This window comes from Limnohabitans sp. (genome assembly GCF_040401135.1).
Taxonomy (GTDB): domain Bacteria; phylum Pseudomonadota; class Gammaproteobacteria; order Burkholderiales; family Burkholderiaceae_C; genus Limnohabitans.
Map to the genome: position 1 here is coordinate 1 of NZ_JBBAOV010000008.1, position 22,788 is coordinate 22,788.

At 52.0% G+C, this 22,788-nt stretch carries 21 protein-coding genes; 7 read left to right on the forward strand and 14 right to left on the reverse strand.

Features of this window, described 5'->3' with window-relative positions:
- Positions 1-252: 252 nt before the first annotated feature.
- Genes ABWP81_RS03660 through ABWP81_RS03670 form a run of 3 tightly spaced genes read right to left on the reverse strand, consistent with a single transcriptional unit; the run spans position 253 to position 1,347 of the window.
- On the reverse strand, positions 253-816 hold the full coding sequence (locus ABWP81_RS03660; RefSeq protein WP_353135992.1) for a cob(I)yrinic acid a,c-diamide adenosyltransferase: 564 nt from the start codon (positions 814-816) through the stop codon (positions 253-255).
- Between the two features lie 31 nt (positions 817-847).
- On the reverse strand, positions 848-1,057 hold the full coding sequence (locus ABWP81_RS03665) for a BrnA antitoxin family protein (RefSeq protein WP_353135989.1): 210 nt from the start codon (positions 1,055-1,057) through the stop codon (positions 848-850).
- Positions 1,058-1,065: 8 nt separating this feature from the next.
- Positions 1,066-1,347, reverse strand: a complete 282-nt coding sequence (locus ABWP81_RS03670; RefSeq protein ID WP_353139551.1) for a BrnT family toxin — start codon at positions 1,345-1,347, stop codon at positions 1,066-1,068.
- Positions 1,348-1,419: 72 nt separating this feature from the next.
- Between ABWP81_RS03670 and ABWP81_RS03675 the strand changes: the two genes are divergently transcribed.
- Positions 1,420-2,847, forward strand: coding sequence for an FAD-binding oxidoreductase (locus ABWP81_RS03675; RefSeq protein ID WP_353139554.1), 1,428 nt, complete (start codon positions 1,420-1,422; stop codon positions 2,845-2,847).
- Here the strand turns inward: ABWP81_RS03675 and ABWP81_RS03680 are convergent.
- From ABWP81_RS03680 to mnmG, 8 genes are all read right to left on the reverse strand, one after another.
- Positions 2,816-4,504 carry an ATP-binding protein gene (locus tag ABWP81_RS03680; protein ID WP_353139557.1) on the reverse strand — a complete coding sequence of 563 codons (1,689 nt, stop codon included), beginning with the start codon at positions 4,502-4,504 and terminating at the stop codon, positions 2,816-2,818. The genes ABWP81_RS03675 and ABWP81_RS03680 overlap by 32 nt on opposite strands.
- Before the next feature lie 71 nt (positions 4,505-4,575).
- Positions 4,576-6,330, reverse strand: a complete 1,755-nt coding sequence (locus tag ABWP81_RS03685) for a hybrid sensor histidine kinase/response regulator (protein ID WP_353139560.1) — start codon at positions 6,328-6,330, stop codon at positions 4,576-4,578.
- Positions 6,331-6,336: 6 nt separating this feature from the next.
- The gene (locus ABWP81_RS03690; protein ID WP_353135974.1) at positions 6,337-7,257 is read right to left on the reverse strand and encodes a ParB/RepB/Spo0J family partition protein; all 921 of its coding nucleotides are present in this window, start codon (positions 7,255-7,257) and stop codon (positions 6,337-6,339) included.
- Entirely contained in the window at positions 7,247-7,798 is a 552-nt protein-coding gene (locus tag ABWP81_RS03695) for an RBBP9/YdeN family alpha/beta hydrolase (protein WP_353135971.1), read from the reverse strand. The genes ABWP81_RS03690 and ABWP81_RS03695 overlap by 11 nt, the downstream gene beginning before the upstream one ends.
- Before the next feature lie 8 nt (positions 7,799-7,806).
- Positions 7,807-8,604, reverse strand: a complete 798-nt coding sequence (locus ABWP81_RS03700) for a ParA family protein (RefSeq protein WP_353139563.1) — start codon at positions 8,602-8,604, stop codon at positions 7,807-7,809.
- A gap of 29 nt (positions 8,605-8,633) precedes the next feature.
- Entirely contained in the window at positions 8,634-9,245 is a 612-nt protein-coding gene (locus ABWP81_RS03705) for a LysE family translocator (RefSeq protein ID WP_353139566.1), read from the reverse strand.
- Between the two features lie 30 nt (positions 9,246-9,275).
- Positions 9,276-9,986, reverse strand: a complete 711-nt coding sequence (gene rsmG, locus ABWP81_RS03710; protein ID WP_353139569.1) for a 16S rRNA (guanine(527)-N(7))-methyltransferase RsmG — start codon at positions 9,984-9,986, stop codon at positions 9,276-9,278.
- Positions 9,986-12,025, reverse strand: a complete 2,040-nt coding sequence (gene mnmG, locus ABWP81_RS03715; protein ID WP_353139572.1) for a tRNA uridine-5-carboxymethylaminomethyl(34) synthesis enzyme MnmG — start codon at positions 12,023-12,025, stop codon at positions 9,986-9,988. Before mnmG ends, rsmG begins: the two co-directional genes overlap by 1 nt.
- A 232-nt stretch (positions 12,026-12,257) precedes the next feature.
- Between mnmG and ABWP81_RS03720 the strand changes: the two genes are divergently transcribed.
- Positions 12,258-13,121, forward strand: a complete 864-nt coding sequence (locus ABWP81_RS03720; RefSeq protein WP_353139575.1) for a pirin family protein — start codon at positions 12,258-12,260, stop codon at positions 13,119-13,121.
- 10 nt (positions 13,122-13,131) lie between these two features.
- On the opposite strand, the gene gyrB is transcribed toward ABWP81_RS03720, so the two are convergent.
- The 3 genes from gyrB to dnaA form a co-directional block, all read right to left on the reverse strand.
- A complete protein-coding gene (gene gyrB, locus ABWP81_RS03725; protein WP_353139578.1) occupies positions 13,132-15,696 on the reverse strand; it encodes a DNA topoisomerase (ATP-hydrolyzing) subunit B in 2,565 nt (854 codons plus the stop codon).
- A gap of 72 nt (positions 15,697-15,768) precedes the next feature.
- Positions 15,769-16,875 carry a DNA polymerase III subunit beta gene (dnaN, locus tag ABWP81_RS03730; protein WP_353132253.1) on the reverse strand — a complete coding sequence of 369 codons (1,107 nt, stop codon included), beginning with the start codon at positions 16,873-16,875 and terminating at the stop codon, positions 15,769-15,771.
- A 231-nt stretch (positions 16,876-17,106) separates the two neighbouring features.
- Positions 17,107-18,519, reverse strand: a complete 1,413-nt coding sequence (gene dnaA / locus ABWP81_RS03735; protein ID WP_353139581.1) for a chromosomal replication initiator protein DnaA — start codon at positions 18,517-18,519, stop codon at positions 17,107-17,109.
- 170 nt (positions 18,520-18,689) lie between these two features.
- On the opposite strand from dnaA, the gene rpmH reads away from it, so the two are divergent.
- From rpmH to mnmE, 5 genes are all read left to right on the forward strand, one after another.
- Positions 18,690-18,824, forward strand: coding sequence for a 50S ribosomal protein L34 (gene rpmH, locus ABWP81_RS03740; RefSeq protein WP_005798102.1), 135 nt, complete (start codon positions 18,690-18,692; stop codon positions 18,822-18,824).
- A gap of 36 nt (positions 18,825-18,860) precedes the next feature.
- Positions 18,861-19,262 carry a ribonuclease P protein component gene (locus ABWP81_RS03745; RefSeq protein WP_353139584.1) on the forward strand — a complete coding sequence of 134 codons (402 nt, stop codon included), beginning with the start codon at positions 18,861-18,863 and terminating at the stop codon, positions 19,260-19,262.
- Complete coding sequence (gene yidD / locus ABWP81_RS03750; RefSeq protein WP_353139587.1) at positions 19,259-19,522, forward strand: membrane protein insertion efficiency factor YidD; 264 nt, start codon at positions 19,259-19,261, stop codon at positions 19,520-19,522. Before ABWP81_RS03745 ends, yidD begins: the two co-directional genes overlap by 4 nt.
- Positions 19,519-21,228 (forward strand): membrane protein insertase YidC, encoded by a 1,710-nt coding sequence (yidC, locus tag ABWP81_RS03755; RefSeq protein ID WP_353139590.1) that lies wholly within the window; start codon positions 19,519-19,521, stop codon positions 21,226-21,228. Before yidD ends, yidC begins: the two co-directional genes overlap by 4 nt.
- A 67-nt stretch (positions 21,229-21,295) precedes the next feature.
- Positions 21,296-22,768, forward strand: a complete 1,473-nt coding sequence (mnmE, locus tag ABWP81_RS03760) for a tRNA uridine-5-carboxymethylaminomethyl(34) synthesis GTPase MnmE (RefSeq protein ID WP_353139593.1) — start codon at positions 21,296-21,298, stop codon at positions 22,766-22,768.
- Positions 22,769-22,788: the final 20 nt, after the last annotated feature.

Here is a 22,788-nt window from a genome sequence, read left to right on the forward strand (position 1 = left end):
ATGACGGCGATAACGACTTGCCAAAGGGGCGCACGTTGGATGTGTTTGTAATGCATGGCGGCCAGACGAAAATCGTTAAGAACCTCAAAAATCTATCAATTTCCTCAATAAATTGATGAAATTAATAATTGATATTCTCTTGATTCTCAACACGTTCGTCTATCCGCCACGTGGCGTACGCCTTATGGCATATGGCGCTCGGCTTATGCCGCTTGTTTATGCATTGGGGGAGGCGGGGTCCCCGTTTCAGGCTCAGGCCTCGTTGCGCTTCAATCGCTCGCTTTTCCAATACGCATCATCGCCACCATTCAAGCGGTTAAGCACGCGGGCCAAGACGAACATGAGGTCGCTCAGTCGATTTAGGTATTGGCGGGGGGCTTCGCCTATGGCTTCTTCGTTGCCTAAGGCCACCACCGCACGTTCGGCACGCCTTGCCACGGTGCGGCAGACATGAGCATGCGCGGCGCCCCGAGTGCCGGCGGGCAAGATGAACTCTAAAAGTTTGGGCAGTTGGGCGTTGTGAATCTCGAGCGCGTCGTCAAGCGCTTGCACAGCTTCTTCTTTGAGCAGTTCAAAGCCGGGAATGGACAGTTCGCCACCGAGGTTAAATAACTGGTGCTGGATTTCGACCAACAGGTCGCGCACCTCATGAGGCATGTCCTCGCAAAGCAATACGCCAATGTTGGAGTTGAGTTCATCCACCTCGCCCATGGCGTGCACGCGCAGGCTGTTTTTGGACACCCGTTGGTTGTTGCCTAAGCCGGTGGTGCCAGCGTCACCGGTGCGTGTGGCGATTTGTGTAAGTCGGTTGCTCATGTGGTGTGCCTTGTGATGTTTCTAGCTTTAGTTATTTCCACTGCAAGTTCAGCTTGCGATGTGATGCAGCGCAGTCGCGCAAATACAAGTTGATCAGGCTTTGGTATGGAATACCCACCTGATCTGAAATGCCTTTGAAGTACGTAATGGCGTCTTCATCTAAACGTATGGTGATTTGCTTTTTAAGCTGCGATGCGTAAGGGTTCTTACGTGCGTTTGAAAAGTCGTATTCTTTTTTCATGTTGCACCTTATGGGTAAAACTTGGATTCGCTGGCGGTTGCCTTACGTGCGGAGATGAGACGAATGATGTTGCCAGAGCTTCGATTGCAATGACAAACCACCATGACTCGCAAAGAACTACTTAACCCTAGCAAGATGAAACAATCTTCATCTTCTGAGTGTTCAGGATCACCAATCAACTTGGCACGCTCATCAAAAAACACAGTTCGCGCCTCGTCAAAACTAACGCCATGTTTCTTAAGATTTGCTCCTGCCTTGCTTTCATCCCACTCAAACTTCAAAGTATTCATAATTACATTGTATGTATGCTGCGGCTTTTGGCAAGTCATCCATAAAATCAGTGAATACTCAGGAGACACACCGTGAACGCACCTACCCACCCCCACCTTCTCACGCCCGCCGTGTCACAACGCAACGTGCCTGCCGACATGCTTGCTGCATTGCAGGTGCGTTTTGGCGCGAACTGCTCAACCGCACAGGTGATTCGTGAGCAACATGGCCGCGATGAATCGGCGTTCACGCACGTGCCACCACCGGCAGCGGTGGTGTTTGCCGAGAGCACGCAAGATGTGGAGGATGCGGTCAAGCTAGCTGCGCAATTCAAGGTGCCCGTGATTCCGTTTGGTGTGGGATCTTCACTCGAAGGCCACTTGCTGGCGGTGCAAGGCGGCATCAGCGTGGACGTGAGCCGCATGAACCAAGTGCTGAGCATCAACGCCGAGGACTTGACGGTGACGGTGCAGCCCGGTGTGACGCGCAAGCAATTGAACGAAGAGATCAAAAGCACGGGGCTGTTTTTCCCCATTGACCCTGGCGCGGATGCGTCGATTGGCGGCATGAGCGCCACGCGTGCCAGCGGGACGAACGCGGTGCGTTACGGCACGATGCGCGAGAACGTGTTGGCGCTCGAGGTGGTCACAGCCAGCGGCGAGGTGATTCGCACGGGCACGCGGGCCAAAAAATCGGCGGCGGGATACGACTTGACGCGGCTCTTTGTGGGCAGCGAAGGCACGTTGGGCGTGATGACCGAAATTACATTGCGCATTTACCCGCTGCCCGAGGCGGTGTCTGCGGCGGTGTGTTCGTTCCCCAGTATCGAGGCTGCCGTGCACACCACCATTGCCATCATTCAAATGGGCGTGCCTATCGCACGGGTAGAGCTGTTGGACGGCAACACCATTGGCATGGTGAACAAGTACGCCAAACTGAATTTGGCCGAAAAGCCGATGTTGTTGATGGAGTTTCACGGCTCACCCGCGGGCGTGAAAGAGCAAGCCGAAACGGTACAAGAAATTGCGGCCGACCATGGCGGTCTTTCGTTTGAGTGGGCCACCACGCCGGAAGAACGCACACGGTTGTGGACTGCGCGACACAACGCCTACTTTGCAGCCATTCAAAGCAAGCCCGGATGCCGCGCGATCAGCACCGACACCTGTGTGCCGATCAGCAGGCTGGCCGATTGTTTGCTCGACTCCATCGTCGAGGCAGATGCCACAGGCCTGCCCTACTTTTTGGTAGGACATGTGGGTGATGGCAATTTCCATTTTGGGTATTTGATTGACCCCAACAACCCCACCGAGTGCGCCACCGCAGAAGACTTAAACCACAAACTGGTGATGCGCGCCTTGGCCTTGGGCGGCACCTGCACTGGCGAACACGGAATAGGTTTGCACAAGATGGATTTCTTGCGCGCCGAAACGGGTGAAGGCGCGGTGGACATGATGCGCACCATCAAACGGGCATTGGACCCGCACAACATCATGAACCCAGGGAAGATTTTTTCTCTCTAAGCATTTCGTCAACCTGTACGCAGAGTTTGTTTGCATCAAATGGTTTGAGCACAACAGAGTTCACACCGGCTGCGGCAAAACGCTCTAGGTCCAGAGGGTTCACGTTGGCGGTGAGGCCCAACACTGGCGTGTCGCGCGTGGGCTGATCAAAGGTCAGCCGCAAGGAAGTGGTGGCTTCGATGCCGTCCATCTCGGGCATGACCATGTCCATCAAGATCACGTCAAAGTCTTGTTGACGCAAAGCTTCTAACGCTTTAAGTCCGTTCTCGGCCTCAACAAGCTCGCAGTTTTTCCAATGGTTTTTAAGGATTTGGCGAACCAACAAACGGTTGATGGGGTGATCGTCCACCACCAAAAATCGCTGTACAGCTTCCACTGGCGTGCTGCGCTGGACCGAGTGTGACACGTCCGCTGGCGGCGGCGCCACCTCTACCAAAGGCAAGGTAAACCAAAAAATTGAACCCACGCCTAATTTGCTTTCAAAGCCGACGTGACCCCCCATGATCTCCACCAAACGCTGGGTGATGGACAGCCCTAAGCCGTTGCCCCCGTAGCGCGATTGAATGTCATCATCGGCTTGTACAAAGCGCTGAAAAATTTTGGGCTGCTGTGCTTGTGAAATACCAATGCCGCTATCGCGGACCGAAAAATGCACGCACAAGGGCTGCTGACGCACATGCAATGTGACATGCCCTTGGTGCGTGAATTTGATGGCGTTGCCCAGCAGGTTGACCAAAACTTGCATCAAGCGATGGCGGTCCGCATACACCCATTGCGGCACGGTGTCGTCGATGGTGCAGGTGTAGTTCAGGTGCATGCTCTCAACGCGTTGGGCGAATAGGTCGAACGCTGTGTGAACCGTATCGCGAAGCGCAAAGGTTTCGCTTTGCACCTTGATCTTGCCTGCTTGCAACTGTGAGTAGTCCAACACGTCGTTGATAACAGTCAACAGGTGGTCCGCTGACTGACGGGTGTGGTTTAAGATTTTGAGTGCCTGCGGGTTGTCTGTCGATCGTGCGAGCAGCAGATTGTTGAAACCCAAAATGGCGTTCATCGGTGTGCGCAATTCGTGGCTGACCGTGGCGATAAATTGCTCTCGCAAGGCCAAGGTGCGTAAGAGCTCTTTGCGGTTTTCGTCGAGTTCTAGGTTGCGTTGCGCGCTGGCTTTGTAGGCTTGGCGAAACAAATTGTCGAACAGAAACGGAACCGTGAAAACGATCAACGTAACCACCGTATAACTGGCGTACGCCGACATGACTTGCGCCGCACCCATGTTGGGGTTGTGGGGCAGCCAACCCTGCCACGTGACATAGGCCATGGCAAGATCAGTCAACATTACCAACACAAACCATACCAAGCCAGACTTGCGGCTGACGGCATAAAAGGGAATCATGGGAATGGCCACCATCCAGGCCATACGCGGCGAAAAAATACCACCCGACATCGACGCTGCGTAACACACCTGCAACAAGGCGGCCAATAAACCGATATTGACCGCAACTGAAAACGGCAAACCCAAAATGAACAAGACTTGCAACACCAACAGCACACCGGCAAAGAATAAAGGAACAGGCACGCCATTGGGATAGGGCGTGATCAAGGCCAAGATGACCATGGCAACAATCAGCAACCAAATCACAAAGAAAAGGTAGGGCATGCGCCCATCCCTGAATTTGACAGGCAACCTTGGCACGGTCCAAGCGGTTACGCGATAAAGCAGCCCGCGACTCATAACTGGTCCCTTAGAGTGTGCTGTGCGAGTGCGTGGGAGATTTTTGAAATTAGTTGCTGCTCATCCAAGGGTTTGTGCAGCACATCGTTCATACCCGAAGCCAAACAACGGTCATGGTCGACCGGGTTGGCACTGGCAGTGAGTGCCAGCACGGGCGTGTGGCAGGTGGGCGCCGCATAGTCGCGTCGCAGCCGCTCGGTTGCTTGCATGCCGTCCATCTCTGGCATGACCATGTCCATGAGACATAAATCAAAGTGTTGTGTGCGCAATTTTTCTAAGGCAATGGCGCCACTGCTTGCCTCGACAATCTTCGCTTCGGGAAAGCATTTTTTTAGCATCATGCGAGCGACCAACAAGTTCACCGCGTTGTCGTCAACCAACAAAATGTGAAAAGGCTGATCCACCAACTGACGCGCCATTTGTGCTGCAGCTTGTGCCTCTTTGACGGCGATGCTGCGCAATGGCAGCGAAAACCAAAACCGCGAGCCTTGCCCCTGCACGCTACTCACACCAAGGCTGCCTCCTTGCAGGCTGACCAAACGTTCGCAAATGGACAAGCCCAAACCCGTGCCACCGTATTGGCGATTGGTTTGTACATCGGCATATTCAAACCCAGCAAAAATTTGCTTTTGTCTGTCTACGGCGATGCCGATGCCAGAGTCTTGCACTTCAAACAAAACACCGCCGCCTAAGCTTTGCGCACGGATTGCCACCGTGCCTTGGGCCGTGAACTTGATGGCGTTGTCTAACAAGTTCTTGAGCACTTGCAGCAAGCGCCGGCGATCGGCTTTGACCCACATGTTGTGCACAGCCGAGGCTTCTAGATTGAGCGTCAGGCCTTTGGCTTGAGCCTGTTTGTCATAGCTTGCAACGAGCGCGGTCAGGGTTTCGCGCAAGGCAAAGTCTTCAAGGTGAAGCGTCAGGCGCCCGGCTTGCAGCTGTGAGAAATCTAAAATATCGTTAACCACTTGCAAGAGCTGTTCGGTCGATTGGCGAATGTGGTCTACCACTTCTGCGTCTTCTGGGCGGGCCGCCAGTTCGGCACGCAAGATGCCGTTGAGCCCCAATATCGCATTCATAGGGGTGCGAAGCTCGTGGCCCACAGAGGCAATAAATTCTTCTTTGTGTGCCTGTGCCCGAATAAGCGCTTGCTGCGTTTGCTCTAGCTCGGCATTGCTTTGGTCCATTTCCTCTGCTTGGCTGCGGTGCATGCGCTCGGTCACAAACACTACATACATCGCCAAGCTGATGACAAACAATTTATTGGCCAGCGTCCAAGCCATGACGTCGTTGGCCATGTTGATGTCGCTGTTAACCAAACCATACTTGCTAACAAGTAGCAGCAATAGATTGGCACACAAAACGGCCACCATCCAAAACATGGCACCCGCTCGCTCGAGAAACAAAATTCCGGGCAGGACCACAGCAACCATCCACACCATCATGGGCGAGTTGATGCCGCCCGTCATGGCCGCTAAATAAGCGACATATGAAATTGACCACAGCAGTGTCCCGTGTGCAACCAGCACCAAAGGGGCGTGGCACAAAAGCAATACCAACAACCACCAATAACCCAACGTGCCCACCAAATTAGCAACGTGGTCGTAGTCCGGCTGATAAATATAATAAAACGGCAATGAACAGGCGCCCACCACAAACAACATAAACATCAACAAACTGCGACGACGCTCTAACTGAGAGCCTTGAAAAAAGCTCTTGGGCAAGAAGACGTTGTGCAGTTTGTCAAGCATGTTTTTTTATGGCCTGCGCAGTTTGTCAATCAGTCCGTTGAGTTCGTCGATGGAGCCAAATTGAATGGCTAGCTCTCCCAACTCCTCTACTCTGCCATGACGCTTGACGCGTTTTTTAACGCGCACTTCCACTTGTGCGGTGAGCAAGTCGGAAAGTTCTTCTTCCACGCGTTTAATGTCGCGTGACTTTTCGCTCTTAGGCTTTTGCGGCACGAGGTTGAACTCGGCGCTGAGTTTTTTGACCAAGCTTTCGGCTTCGCGCACCGACATTTTTTTGGCGCTAATTTGATTGGCCGCGGTAATTTGCGTGCCACGGTCAAGCGACAACAAGGCACGGGCGTGGCCCATGTCGATGTCGCCAGCCATCAGCATGGACTGCACGGGCTCGGCCAAATTAAGCAAGCGCAGCAAGTTGCTAGCGGCACTGCGTGAGCGGCCCACGGCTTGAGCGGCCAGCTCGTGCGTGAGCCCAAATTCTTTGATGAGGCGTTGCAGGCCTTGGGCTTCTTCGAGCGGGTTGAGGTCTTCGCGCTGAATGTTTTCAATCAACGCCATGGCCGCGGCGGATTCGTTGGGCACGTTGCGCACCAACACGGGCACGCTGTCTAGGCCCGCTATTTTGGCGGCGCGGCTGCGGCGTTCGCCCGCGATGATTTCGTATTTGCCAGCGTTGGGCCCATCGGTGAGTTGACGCACAAGAATAGGTTGCATGATGCCTTGTGCTTTGATGCTTTCGGCCAGCTCATACAAAGCGCCCTCGTCCATGCGTGTGCGTGGCTGATACATGCCAGGCACAAGTTGGCTAAGCAATAAGGCATTTGGAAGACCATCCGCAGCCGCGGCTTGAGCGGCAACGCTGTCGTCCACTTTGGGGCCGAGCAAGGCTTCAAGGCCGCGTCCTAAACCTTTTGTTTTTTTAGTGACCATGGGGAGTTTCTTCTTTCAATAAATCTTGTAAAAGGGCAAAGCCTTCGGGCCAATCGCCTAGGCGTGAATCGGTGTTGATGTGGCCGCACATGCCACAGTCGACCAAGCTCGAACCCCAGGCGTGGGCCATCGCGCTGGCTCTCATGAGGGAGCAATAGGGGTCATTGCGGCTGACGGCGACGGTGCTTTGAAACGGCAAACGCTCGCGCACGATGGGGCTCCAACTGTGCAGCAAATGTTGCATTTCGGAGCGCTCAACATCTGCAGGGGCCACCAACAAAGCACCTTTAACCTTGTGTGCATGCTGAGAATGGGCGGCCCAAGCAGCCACCAACACGCAGCTTAAGCTGTGCGCGACCAGAACAACGCCAGGGCTTTTGAGCACGGTTTCTTCGAGTTGCATCATCCAGTCACCGCGCAACGGGAAATCCCAGTTGTGCTGCTCGATTCGAGCGTACCCGTGCGTGCTCTGCCACAGGCTTTGCCAGTGGTCAGGCCCGCTGTTGTGCCAACCGGGGAGGATGAGGGCGGTAGATGCCACGGCTAGGGTTAAAGCGTTTTGACGCGCTCAACCATTTCTTGCGCAAAGTCCACAAAGGCATGGCTGCCTTTGGCTGTTGGATCAAACACCACGCCCGGCAAACCGTAGCTTGGCGCTTCGGCCAAACGGACGTTGCGAGGTATAACGGCGGCAAAGACTTTGTCACCAAAGTGATCCATGAGCTGATCGCTCACTTGCTGTTGAAGGGTGATGCGGGGGTCAAACATCACGCGCAACAAGCCAATGATTTTGAGTTCGCGGTTGAGGTTGGCATGCACTTGTTTGATGGTGTTGACCAAGTCGGTCAGCCCTTCAAGTGCAAAGTATTCACACTGCATCGGCACGATCACGCCATGCGCGGCGCACAGGCCGTTGAGTGTGAGCATGGAAAGCGAGGGCGGGCAATCGATCAACACAAAGTCATATTCGGCGTCCACCACAGCCAAGGCTTGCTTGAGGCGCGCTTCCCGCCTCTCCAAAGACACCAGCTCAACTTCGGCTCCAGCCAAATCGCGGTTGGCGCCCAGCACGTCGTAAGTGGGGATTTTGGCGCGTACACCATCTGTGCCCCAATTGCTTCGGAGGCGGGCTTCGGCGATCGTGGCTTCTTCTAACAGCACATCGTAGATAGAAAGTTCCATTTCGCGCTTGTCCACGCCCGAGCTCATGGTGGCGTTACCTTGTGGGTCCAGGTCAATCATCAAAACGCGCTGACCCACAAAGGCCAAACCAGCCGCCAAGTTGACGGTGGTGGTGGTTTTACCAACGCCACCTTTTTGGTTGGCTACGCAAAATATTTTGGCCATTCAGAGCTTTCGAAAGAGACAGAAAATAATTAAAACAAGGCCAGCTTGATGGCAAAGCCCATCAACAAGGCGCCCGCAACTTTGTTAAGCATGGTGGTTGCTAGCGGGTTGGCGCGCACACGCTCGGCCAGATGATGGGCCAACAACACGACGACCAAACCATACGCCAAAGTGAGCGCCGCAATGGTGGCCGCCATCACAGCGAACGTGATGAGCCCTTGATGGATTTTTGGATCCACAAACAAGGGAAAGAATGCCATGTAAAACACAATCGCCTTGGGGTTGAGCACGGTGATGAGCAAGCCCTGGCGAATGTACTGCTCGGACTTCATTTCCAGCACAGGTGCATCGCCCGGCTTGGCATTGAATAAGGAGTAGCCCAATCCCATCAAATAAGCAGCGCCCACCCATTTGAGCGAGCTGTACAAACTGGGATAGTTAATCAACACCGCCGACAAGCCCGCCACCGCCAACCACAGTAACACCTGGTCGCCGACGATCACACCCAGCGTAGCGGCCATTCCCGCACGAATACCGCCCTTGCCTGTTGCGGTGAGCAAAGCCAAGTTACCGGGGCCGGGTATGGCCAAAAAGACAATGATGGCCACGACGAAGGCGCCGTAGTCCGCGATACCAAACATAGATGACTCAGATGTAAAACTGAGAGGAGTTTAACCGCGCATCCAAACGATACAGCGCTCGGCATCCAAGCCGGGCACATGGAGCTGTTCCACGTGAAACACATTGACGCTTTCGGGCAGCGCGGCCAGCTCTTGATCTGGATGCCTGCCTTTCATGGCCATCCAAACACCATGTTTGGTCAAGGCGTGTTGAGACCAACAAGTGAAGTCGTGCAGCGAAGCGAATGCGCGTGAGCACACCACGTCATAGGGATGGGTCAAGCTTTCAACCCGGGCGTGCAGCCCTTTGAGATTAGGCAGCTTAATGGCGGCCGCCACCTGTTGGACAAAGGCTGCCTTTTTGGCCACCGCATCGACGCATGTCACCGAGACTTCGGGGCAGGTGATGGCAATGACTATGCCGGGCAGGCCGGCGCCGGCGCCGACATCGAGCAAGGAAAATTTGTCTTCTCGGCCTTTGGCGTCACCCAAAGCTTCGACGGCCACAGAGCTTGCAGCCAAATCCGAAGTGGGCCGGCTTAACTTTGCCAACTCTCGTCGCAACGGCGCAACAACGGCCAAGCTGTCGAGCAAGTGATGCGTGAGCATCTCGTTGGCATCACGAACTGCGGTCAAGTTGTAAACCTTGTTCCACTTACCGATCAAATCCATGTAGGCCAACAACTGAACTTGCTGAGTTTCGGTCAAAGACAAGCCCAAAGCGTCTAAGCCTTTTTGCAAGGCTGGCAACAGCAAATGCATCAGACAGCCTCGGCCGAATTGTTGGCTGAGACCGGTTGAGCAAAGCCTTTGACGCGGGCGCGCTTCAAATGAATAAGCAACAAAGAAATAGCAGCCGGCGTGATGCCCGACATTCGCGACGCCTGGCCCAAAGTTTCGGGCCGCTGGCGGCTCAGACGTTGTCGCGACTCAATCGAAAGCGCGGCGACTTGGTTGTAATCTAAATCTTCGGGCAGCTTGAGGTTTTCATAATGCGCCGCCCTCTCTACTTCGTCGCGCTGCCGATCGATGTAGCCAGAGTATTTGGCGGTTATCTCAATCTGCTCAATAATGGCGCGAGTGGTTTCACGTGAAACATCGTCGCCCGCAAAACCTTCGACCACCTCTTGGCTTTGATATTTGGCGCCATCCAAAGACATCAGGCCTTGGTAGCTTACGTCAGGGCGGCGAAGCAAGTCGGCCAGGTTGTACTCGCGGTCAATCGCCTTACCCATCACGCGCTCGGACTCGGCAGCAGGCAGGTTGCGCGGGCTGACCCAGGTGGATTTAAGCCGTTCTGTTTCACGTGAAACAGCCTCTTGCTTGCGGCTGAAGGCCTCCCATCGGGCGTCGTCCACCAGACCCATTTGGCGGCCCGCTTCGGTCAAGCGAACGTCGGCATTGTCTTCGCGTAGCTGCAGGCGAAATTCTGCTCGGCTGGTGAACATGCGGTAGGGCTCTGTCACGCCCTTGGTGGTGAGGTCGTCCACCAACACGCCCAAGTAGGCCTGGTCGCGGCCCGGCGTCCAAACGCCACCAAAATCGTTGGCCGCGCCAACCAAACTGCGGCATTGCAGGGCGGCGTTGATACCGGCATACAAACCTTGGGCGGCGGCCTCTTCATAACCCGTGGTGCCATTGATCTGGCCGGCAAAGAACAGGCCTTCGATGGCGCGAGTTTCAAAGCTACGCTTAAGCTCGCGCGGATCAAAGTAGTCGTATTCGATGGCGTAACCGGGACGAATAATGTGTGCGTTTTCCAAACCCTTCATGGAGCGAACCAAGTCGTACTGAATATCAAATGGCAGGCTGGTGCTGATGCCGTTGGGGTAGTACTCGTGAGTTGTTAAGCCTTCGGGCTCTAAGAAAATTTGATGGCTGTCTTTGTCGGCAAACCGATTGATCTTGTCCTCCACGCTAGGGCAATAACGCGGGCCCACGCCTTCGATTTTGCCGGTGAACATGGGGCTGCGATCAAAGCCAGAACGAATGATGTCGTGCGTGCGCTGATTGGTGTGGGTGATCCAGCACGGCATGTGTTGTGGGTGCATAGACGCACGACCCATAAAGCTAAACACAGGCACCTCGCCCAACACGCCCGCCGAACGCGCACCTGTTTCGGTTTGATTCGCCACGCCGTCACCCGGTTGCTCAGTGCATTGGTTGAAGTCAATCGTACGGCCGTCAATGCGCGGGGGCGTGCCAGTTTTTAAGCGGCCTTGAGGCAACTTGAGTTCTTTAAGTCTTGCCGACAGGCTAAGTGCGGGCGGATCACCGGCGCGACCCCCTGCGAAGTTACTCATGCCCACATGGATCTTGCCGTCCAAGAACGTACCCGCCGTTAGCACCACCGTCCGGCTGCGGAAACGAATGCCTGCTTGGGTGCAAGCGCCGACCACGCGACCGCCCTCCACCATCAAGTCGTCCACTGCTTGTTGAAAGAGCCACAAGTTGGGCTGATTTTCCAGCATGCGACGAATGGCCGCCTTGTACAAAATGCGGTCCGCTTGAGCGCGCGTTGCTCGCACGGCAGGCCCTTTGGAGCTATTGAGAATGCGGAACTGAATGCCCGACTCGTCCGTGGCCAAAGCCATGCCTCCACCCAAAGCGTCAATCTCCTTGACTAGGTGACCTTTGCCAATGCCGCCTATGGACGGGTTGCAGCTCATCTGGCCTAAGGTTTCGATGTTGTGGCTTAAAAGTAGCGTTTTGGCGCCCATACGTGCCGCAGCCAATGCGGCTTCGGTGCCTGCGTGGCCACCACCGACAACGATGACATCAAACTCTTGGGGATACAACATATAAACCAACCTTTGATGTGCCAAACACAAATATGCAGTGGCTATACGCAGCACTGCTTAACAGCAGGCGATTTTACTAGGGCGCTCTTGCGAATGAAGCGAGTGCGGTTTCTAGGTCAGAATTAAAGCCTTGACCCAGAAGTTAAAAGCATAAACAGCAGCAGACTTCGCCAATATAGCGACGCAGAGGTTACATCTTTCAAAGGACCACTTCATGGACAAGACAAGCCAAATGAACACAATCAATCACGCGCGCGGCGTCGAGCGGCTGGTGGTGGGGTTCGATACACAGGACGGTGCGGGTGTGCGACTAACGCGATTACTCACCCAAGATTTACAAAAACGCCTCGACCCGTTTTTGATGCTAGATGCATTTGGAAGCGACAAGCCCGGCGACTACATTGCCGGCTTTCCTAACCACCCACACCGAGGTTTCGAGACAATCACATACATGATCGCGGGTCGCATGCGCCACAAAGACAGCGGCGGACATGAGGGCCTTCTACAAAACGGCGGCGTGCAGTGGATGACCGCAGGTCGTGGACTGACACACAGCGAAATGCCCGAACAAGAGGAAGGTGTGATGGAAGGTTTTCAGCTGTGGCTGAACCTCCCAGCTAAAAACAAACTGTGCGCCCCAGGTTACCGCGACATTCAGAGTGAAAACATTCCTGAAGTCACCACCAAGAGTGGTGTGCTGGTGCGGGTCATTGCTGGCACCACACATGGCACAGACGGTGCCATGCTGAAAGAAGACACAGACCCACAGTTCTTTGACCTGCACTTTCCCGAAAGGACGGGTGCTATTTTTGAGCAGACATTACCGACCGACTACAACGCCTTTGTGTATGTGTACCGAGGTAGCTTAGATGTGATGCAAGGGGACGTGACGACCGCTGTCCCCTGCAAGCGCATGGCGATACTTTCAAATGAAGGCGACGGCATCAAGCTACGTGCAAATGAAAACTCTCGCGCAATCTTGATTGCGGGGAGGCCCTTAAACGAGCCCATCGCACAACACGGGCCCTTCGTGATGAACACACGAAAAGAACTGATGCAGGCGATGGACGATTTTCGTGCGGGCCTGATGGGCTGAACCCTATCGATTAAATATCGATGTTAGCGGCGCGCAGGGCGTTGCTTTCAATGAAGTTGCGGCGGGGCTCGACCTCGTCGCCCATCAGCATGGTAAAGACACGATCCGCTTCAATAGCGTCGTCAATTTGCACGCGCAACAAACGTCGTACCGTAGGGTCCATGGTGGTTTCCCAAAGTTGCGCAGGGTTCATCTCGCCCAGGCCCTTGTAACGTTGACGCGCCGTGGCATTTTCGGCTTGCCCAATCAGCCACTTCATAGCTTGGCGAAAGTCAGACACTTTTTCTTCTTTGGCTTTCTCACCTTCGCCGCGATGCACCTTTGAGCCCTCACCCACCAGATCACGAAAAGTCAAGGCAGCCTCGGCCAAGGCTGCGTAATCAGCACCGTGAACAAAGTCTTGACTAATCACACTACTCTTGACGTTGCCGTGATGGCGACGGCTAATGCGCAAAATAGGTTTGTCAGTGCGCACATCAAACTCACCCGTGGCTTCTGAACCACTACCAAGTTCGCGCAATTTTTCTTGCATAGCTGCCGCAGATACTTCAGCATCTGCCACGGTGTCAAGGTTCACCGACACGCCATCAGCCATGGCACGTAATGCCTCGGCATCCATAAAGCCACTCAAACGAGAAATGACAGCTTCTGCTACTTGGTGTTTGCGGGCTAACTCGTTCAAAGTATCACCACTCAAAACTTGAGCGCTGGCACCACCTGTTGTGATACTGGCGTCTTTCATAGCAATGCGCAGAAGGAAACCATCAAGCGCCGACGCGTCTTTGAGATACAACTCTTCCTTGCCGGCTTTTACCTTGTACAAAGGAGGTTGAGCAATGTAGATGTGACCGCGCTCAACCAACTCTGGCATTTGACGATAAAAGAAAGTGAGCAACAAGGTTCGAATATGGGCTCCGTCAACGTCCGCGTCAGTCATGATGATGATGCGGTGATAACGGAGCTTTTCAACATTGAAGTCATCGCTTGCGGCTTTACCTGATTCAGCGCTAACCTTACCAATGCCCGTTCCTAAAGCTGTGATTAGCGTCAAAATTTCATTGCTAGTGAGCAATTTTTCATAGCGCGCTTTTTCAACGTTCAAGATCTTGCCACGTAAGGGCAAAATAGCTTGAAATTTACGATCGCGACCTTGTTTGGCTGAGCCGCCGGCGGAGTCACCCTCAACGATATAAATTTCACAAAGGGCTGGGTCTTTTTCTTGGCAATCGGCCAACTTACCGGGTAAGCCCATACCGTCGAGCACACCTTTGCGGCGCGTCATTTCTCGGGCCTTACGAGCTGCCTCACGGGCGCGTGCTGCATCCACAATCTTGCCGCAAATAATCTTGGCATCATTAGGGCGTTCTTGCAAATAGTCGGTCAATGTTTTGGCCACGATGTCTTCAACGGGTGCACGCACCTCACTCGAAACTAATTTGTCTTTCGTTTGGCTGCTGAACTTTGGTTCTGGCACTTTTACCGACAACACACAGCACAAGCCTTCTCGCATATCGTCACCCGTGACCTCGACTTTGGCTTTTTTAGCAAAGTCGTTTTCTTCGATGTACTTGTTGATGACGCGTGTCATGGCCGCACGCAGGCCTGTCAGATGAGTCCCGCCGTCACGTTGAGGAATGTTGTTGGTAAAACAAAGCACGTTTTCGTTGTATCCATCATTCCATTGCATAGCCACTTCGACGCCAATGTGTGTCCCTGGAATACCACCATAGGTCTCAGCAGGACGCTCCCCTTCCGAGTAGAAAGCGTTGGGGTGCAAGACTTTTTTTCCTGAATTGATGAAGTCAACAAAACCCTTTACACCACCAGCGCCGGAAAAATCATCTTCTTTACCTGTGCGTTCGTCGATCAAACGAATACGGACACCATTGTTCAAAAAGCTAAGCTCACGCAAACGTTTGCTTAAAATTTCATAGTGAAAATCTGTGTTCTGAGTGAAGATTTCTGTGTCGGGCAAAAAATGAACTTCGGTGCCGCGTTTTTCGGTTGTTCCAGTTACGCGCATGGGAGAAACTTCAACACCATTAACCACTTCGATCAATCGGTTCTGAACAAAACCTCTGGAAAACTCAAGTGTGTGCACCTTGCCATCACGTCGCACAACTAATCTCAATGATTTAGAAAGCGCGTTAACGCAAGACACACCCACACCATGCAGGCCACCAGAAACTTTATAGCTGTTTTGATTGAACTTACCGCCCGCATGTAGCTCAGTTAACGCAATCTCAGCGGCACTTCGCTTGGGCTCATGCTTATCATCCATCTTCACGCCAGTAGGAATGCCACGACCGTTGTCAGTAACGCTAATGGAGTTATCGCTATGAATGGTCACAACGATGTCATCACAGTGCCCTGCTAAGGCTTCATCGATAGAATTGTCAACGACCTCAAAAACTAAATGATGCAAACCTGAACCATCCGATGTATCACCGATGTACATGCCGGGACGCTTACGGACAGCTTCTAATCCTTCTAGAATTTGAATTGACCCTTCACCATAGCCTTCGCCTGCAGGAAGTGTTAATGATGTTTCAGGCATTTGTATCGGTTCAGTCATAGCAAGTTATCGTACGAGGGAAAAAAGTTTCCCACGATTTCAATCAGGAAAAAAAAGAGAAAAAGCAAAGCGTTAAATACGCATTGGCATCACCACATATTTGAAGGTGGTGTTATCTGGAATAGTAATGAGCGCTGAACTATTGGAATCAGCCAAATCAACTTGAACCATCTCCTGATCCATATTAGTCAAAGCATCAATGAGGTAAGTAACATTAAAACCAATTTCAATAGCGTCGCCGTTGTAGTCAATTTCAAGCTCGTCAACAGCTTCTTCTTGTTCAGCATTGTTTGATGCTACGCGCAACACACCTGGCTCCAAATTAAGGCGAACACCTTTAAATTTTTCGCTGGTCAAAATTGCTGTGCGCTGAAGGGTGGCCAACAATGCGGTGCGACCCATGGTGATGGTGTTTTTGTGATTCTTTGGAATCACACGGTTGTAATCTGGGAACTTACCTTCCACTAACTTGGTCACGAATTCCATGCCATCAAAAGTAAATTTTGCCTGATTGCCAGCAAACTGCATTTCAATGGCGCCTTCTTTATCGCTCAACAAACGCTGCATTTCCAGAACTGTTTTGCGGGGCAATATGACTTCTTGACGAGGAACCTCAACATCAAGTGTGGCCGAAGAGAAAGCTAAGCGATGGCCGTCTGTAGCAACTAAGCTGAGTTGCTTACCTTCAGCTACAAACAAAATACCGTTCAGGTAATAACGAATATCGTGCACCGCCATAGCAAATGAAACCTGGTGCAACAACTCTTTCAAAGTCTTTTGAGGAACACTAAAAGAGGGCCCAAAATTAGCAGCTTCTTGAACCAACGGAAAATCTTCTGCAGGTAAGCTTTGTAAAGTAAAACGACTTTTACCGCCTTTCAGAATTAATTTATTTTGGTTCGATTCCAAACTCACGGTTTGATCTGCGGGCATAGTGCGCAAAATGTCAATCAACTTGCGCGCACCCACTGTAGTGGTGAAGTTACCTGCATCACCCCCTAATTCAGCGGTAGTACGAATTTGAATTTCTAAATCGCTGGTAGTTAGTTGCAAAAAACTATCTGTTTTTCGAATCAACACATTTGCCAAGATTGGCAATGTATGGCGACGTTCTACGATACCTGCAACAGACTGCAGAACTGACAAAACCTTGTCTTGTGTTGCTTTCAGTACGATCATCTCTTCCTCTTGTTTTCTTTATTTAAAGTAGTAGTAGTAGATAAGCAAAGCATCTTTCTGTGGACAACAGCATTTTCCTCTTTTTTTTCAAGTACTTGTAGCCGCGACGAAGATGTTGGTAAGCTTGGTTTTTGCTGTCATTCAAATGTGGACAACTTCTGGCTTTCTACTTTTCTGTGGATAACTCTGGTGTTATCCAGAAACTATCCCCAAAGTTGTTAAGTTTGTTTTTTAGCCTTTGAGTGTTTGTTCTAGGACATGCAATTGTTGGTTTAAATCAGCCATCTGCTGTCGCTCCGCAGTAATTTTGCGTACCGCATGTAGAACCGTGGTGTGATCACGGCCACCAAACAGCTCACCGATCTCCGGAAGGCTCTTTTGTGTGAGCTCTTTGGCTAGATACATAGCGATTTGCCGTGGCCTTGCAATCGATGCAGGACGCTTCTTGGAGTACATGTCTGCTACTTTGATCTTGTAATAGTCAGCGACAGTTTTTTGGATGTTCTCTACGGAAATCTGACGATTTTGAATAGAAAGCAGGTCGCGCAGGGCATCACGTGCCAGTTGAATTGAAATTTCTTTTTGGTTGAAGCGTGAATAAGCCAAGATTTTACGTAGCGCTCCTTCAAGTTCCCGCACGTTAGACCTTACGTTCTTGGCCACGAAAAAAGCCACCTCTTCTGGCATTTCAGATCCTTCAGCGCGTGACTTACTGATCAAAATCGCAACCCGCATTTCGAGTTCTGGTGGCTCAATGGCCACGGTTAAACCAGCATCAAAGCGAGATACCAGACGTTCATGAATATCGGTAAGACCCTTAGGATAGGTATCACTCGTCATGATGATGTGAGACTTTTTGGCCAGCAGCGCCTCAAATGCGTTGAAAAACTCTTCCTGAGTCCGCTCTTTGTTAGCAAAGAACTGAACATCATCGATCAAAAGCAGATCAAGAGAGTGATAACGCTCTTTGAACTCATCAAAAGTTTTACGCTGATACGCTTTAACCACATCCGAAACAAATTGTTCCGCATGGATGTAGAGAACTTTGGCATCTGGCCGCTCTGACAGTAGCCTGTTACCAACGGCGTGCATCAAATGCGTTTTGCCTAAACCAACGCCGCCGTAGATGAACAAGGGGTTATAAAGTTGCCCTGGCATTGTGCCGACATGCATTGCCGCTGCGCGTGCCATTCGGTTTGCCGTACCCTCAACCAAAGAATCAAAAGTCAGGGCGGTGTTAAGGCGTGTACGGGGCCCACTAGGTATGCCCTCTTCAAGGCCCACAAAACTTTCTGGCAAGGACTCAAGCTCTTGAGAGAATGAGATAGGTTTACTCCTAACAGGCGATTCTTTGGGAGTGATCGCTAACTCAACCAGAATAGGTTGACCATGTAGTTGTTGAAGCAAGCCAGCCATACGATTGGCATATTGAGCGCGAATCCAGTCTAATTTGAATCGATTGCCGACAAAAATAATAACCTTGCTGAAGTCATCAGCCACGTTCACAACAAGCGGCTTGATCCATGTATTGAACTGTTGTTCTGGCAACTCTTGTGCCAATTGATCAACGCAAGCCTGCCACAAGCCTTCACCCGAAGGGGTATTTAGGCCGTCAACGGCAGAGAAAGGCAAGCCCTGATTCATGAGATATTTTTCTGTGGATAGCCACCTTTAAAAGGTGAGCAATAGAGCACTTTATCAAAAAATTATCCACAGGACGCAGATATTTGTAAGTCTTTTGCCGAAGCTGAACAAAAATTTGAGATAATCATTGGTTTCCCTGATCTCTCAGGGCATAGTTTTTTGGAAACATCATGAAACGCACTTACCAGCCATCTAAAACCCGTCGCGCCCGTACTCACGGCTTTTTGGTTCGCATGAAAACACGCGGTGGCCGCGCTGTAATCAATGCGCGTCGCGCCAAAGGGCGTAAACGTCTGGCTGTCTAATTTTTGACCGGCAACCAGACCCGCGACCCGAGCGCCGTGGAACGTCTGAAACAGTGGTCAGATTTTAAGGCGGTTATGTCTGCAGAATCTATAGCCCGAACACCGCACTTCGTGCTGCACCAGTGGCAACCCGTAGCCAAAGTGTCATTAGATTCTGAGCTTCCAGAAAGGCCGTCTTTGTTTATTGACGGCGTGCTGATGTTGGGTGCACTTACCCCTAAACGATGGGCCAAGCATGCGGTTACGCGCAATCTGATTCGCCGACAAATTCATGCGGTATCGCGAGAATTTGAAAACGCCTTAGCGCCTACCGCTTATGTAGTTCGATTACGAGCCACTTTTCACCCGCAAAAGTTTGTCAGCGCGTCTTCAGACTTGCTCAAAAAAACAGTTCGTGAAGAACTGAAACAATTGTTTAACAAAGTAAGCGCTGCATGATGCAGACTGTATTAATGACATTGGTGCGGGGTTATCGGCTGCTGCTAAGCCCTTGGCTTGGTTCGTCGTGTCGCTTTGAACCCACATGTTCTGTGTATTCACTTCAAGCTTTAGAACTTCATGGCGCAACAAAGGGAAGCTACTTAACCTTACGCCGGTTAGCCCGTTGCCATCCCTGGTGCGCCGGTGGGCATGATCCTGTGCCCGCTGCTTTGTTTAACGCTTTGACCTCTTCCACCTCAGGAAAGAAAACTTCATGAATGACATTCGCCGCACCATTTTGTGGGTGATCTTTGGTTTCTCTATGGTTCTTTTGTGGGACCAATGGCAAGTTCACAACGGGAACAAAGCTACATTTTTCCCAACACCTGCTCTACCCGCCAAAGTTGAAGCGGATGCGAGATCTGCAGCGCCTCAGGCAGCGGGAGTGCCGGCGGCAGTTTTGCCACCAGGTACAACAGCGGTTGTGCCCGTCGTTGAAACACGCTCACCCACCAAAGAGTGGATTCAAGTCGAAACTGATGTGGCCAAGCTCAGCTTTGACACAGAAGGCGGCACCTTGGTGCGCGTTGAGTTGTTGAACCACGCGGATGAGCACAAACCCGGCAGCAATATTGTCTTGCTGGATGACAGCAAAGACCGAATCTACACCGCTCAAACGGGTTTAATTTCAAGTGTCGCAAACGTGGCCTTGCCCACGCACAAGACGCTCATGAACGTACGTCCTGGAGTTCGCAAGCTAAAACAAGGCACTGACGAGCTCAACATCACCTTTGACTCACCCGTTCTGGGCGGTGTGAAATTGGTCAAAACCTACACCATCAAACGTGGCGCCTATGACATGGTGGTCAAGCACGACATCGTGAATATGGGTCAGCAAGACTTGATGCCACAGTTGTATTTCCAGTTGGTGCGAGACGGCAACAAACTGGCCGGTGAGTCGTCCTTTTATTCCACTTTCACGGGCCCGGCGGTGTACACCGAAGCACAGAAATACCAAAAGGTGGAGTTCGCTGACATTAAGAAGAAAAAAGTTGAGATTGAAAAACAATCCACAACGGGCTACATCGCTATGGTGCAGCATTACTTTGCAAGCGCCTGGATTCTGCCTGATGGCATGAGCCGCAACATTTCAATGGATGCTGTGGACATTGGTTCTAACATGGCCGACTGCTGCTACCGCGCCACCTTGATTGCTCCTTTGGACGTCATCAAACCAGGCCAAACACAAAGCGTGACTGCCAAACTTTTTGCAGGCCCACAAGAAGAAAAGAAACTAGAAGCGCTCTATCCAGGCTTGGATTTGGTTAAAGACTATGGCTGGTTGACTATTCTGGCCAAGCCATTGTTTTGGTTGTTGGACCAACTCTTCAAGATCTTGAACAACTGGGGCTGGTCAATCGTGGCGTTGGTGGTGTTGCTAAAAGCGGCTTTTTATTGGTTGAACGCACACGCTTACAAAAGCATGGCCAAGATGAAAGCCATCAATCCAAAAATCATGGACATGCGTGAGCGTCTCAAAGATAACCCACAGCAAATGCAAACTGAGATGATGAAAATGTACCGCGAGGAAAAAGTCAACCCCATGGGCGGTTGCGTTCCTATTGCGCTTCAAATTCCTGTGTTCATTGCCTTGTATTGGGTGTTGTTGTCTACCGTTGAAATTCGCAATGCACCATGGGTGGGTTGGATTCACGACTTGTCTGCACCCGATCCTTTCTTCATTTTGCCTTTGGTCATGACGCTGACTACCATGTTGCAAACCGCATTGAACCCGGCTCCACCCGACCCGATGCAAGCCAAGTTGATGTGGATCATGCCGCTGGCCTTCAGCGTGATGTTCTTCTTCTTCCCTGCGGGTTTGGTGCTCTACTGGATCACCAACAACGTGTTATCAATTGCGCAGCAATGGCTCATCAACGTGCGCATGGGCGTACCACCTCAATTCAACTTGCCCAAGTTTTAATTTAGAAATATGGTCAAACAAAACCCGCCACCCTTGGATGGCGGGTTTTTTTCTGGACAATCAAATCATGCTAACTCTTCAAGACGCACCCATCATTGCCATCGCCACAGCCCCCGGTCGTGGTGCCGTGGGCATTGTGCGCGTCAGCGGTAAAAGCTTAGGCAACTTGGTCGTCGCTTTGTGTGGCCGGCCCCTCAAACCGCGCGAAGCTTCTTACTTACCGCTGTTAGATGAAACAGGCGCCCCTATCGATCATGTGCTAGCCCTTCACTTTCCGGGCCCCAACAGCTACACAGGCGAAGACGTATTGGAGTTGCAAGCCCACGGAGGGCCAGTGGTGCTGCAACTCATCGTGGCGCGGTGCCTAAGTGTGGCGGCTGTGGGGAGCGAACACCACAAACCACTGCTCAGTGGCTTGCGGTTGGCGCAACCGGGCGAGTTTACGCAGCGTGCGTTCTTGAACCACAAACTCGATTTGGCTCAAGCTGAAGCCGTAGCAGATTTGATCGATGCGAGTACCGAAGCGGCGGCACGTGGTGCAAGTCGATCATTGGCCGGTGCTTTTTCAAATGAAATTCATCAACTGCGCGATTCATTGATTCACTTGCGCATGTTGGTCGAAGCAACGCTGGATTTTCCTGAAGAAGACATCGACTTTTTAAAGCAAGCCGACGCGCAAGGTCAACTGGATCGTTTGCAGCAAAATCTCGCACGCGTGATGGCGCAAACCAAGCAGGGCGCGCTATTGCGGGAGGGTATTCGCGTGGTCATAGCGGGTCAGCCTAATGCAGGCAAAAGCTCGTTGCTCAATGCATTAGCAGGCGCAGAGCTAGCCATCGTCACGTCCATTGCGGGTACGACAAGAGATGTGGTGCAACAAACCATTCAGATTGAGGGCGTGCCCCTGCATGTGGTGGATACGGCAGGCTTGCGCGATCACCCCGATGTGGACGAAGTAGAGCGCATCGGAATTGCCCGCGCGTGGAACCAAATTGGGCAGGCCGACGCAGTGCTGCTCTTGCATGACCTCACACGCAAAGACGATGCTGCCTATGCCGCCGCCGACGCGCAAATTGAAAAGACTCTGAAACAAAAACTCGACAGCCATGTGCCTGTGTTGCACCTGTGGAATAAAGCCGATGCATGCAGCCTAACAACACCTACAAGGACGACTAGTAAAAAATCCACAGCCCTTTCAGTTGGGCAGGGCAACACAAACGAAACAACCCACCTCACTTTGTCCGCCAAAACCGGCGATGGTCTGCCAGCCCTGCGACAACAACTGTTGCAGATGGTGGGCTGGCAGGGCGGCAGTGCCGAGGGTATGTTTATGGCCCGCGAACGTCATGTGCAAGCGTTGCTCGAGGTCGACGAGCACTTGATGCAAGCCAACGCTAGCCTGCAAGCCCAAGTGCCAGCCCTTGACTTGTTGGCTGAAGAATTGCGCTTGAGTCAAAACGCCCTCAACACCATCACGGGCGAGTTTTCGTCTGACGATTTGCTGGGTGTGATTTTCTCTAGCTTTTGCATTGGCAAATAAGCCAGCACCACCGATAAAAT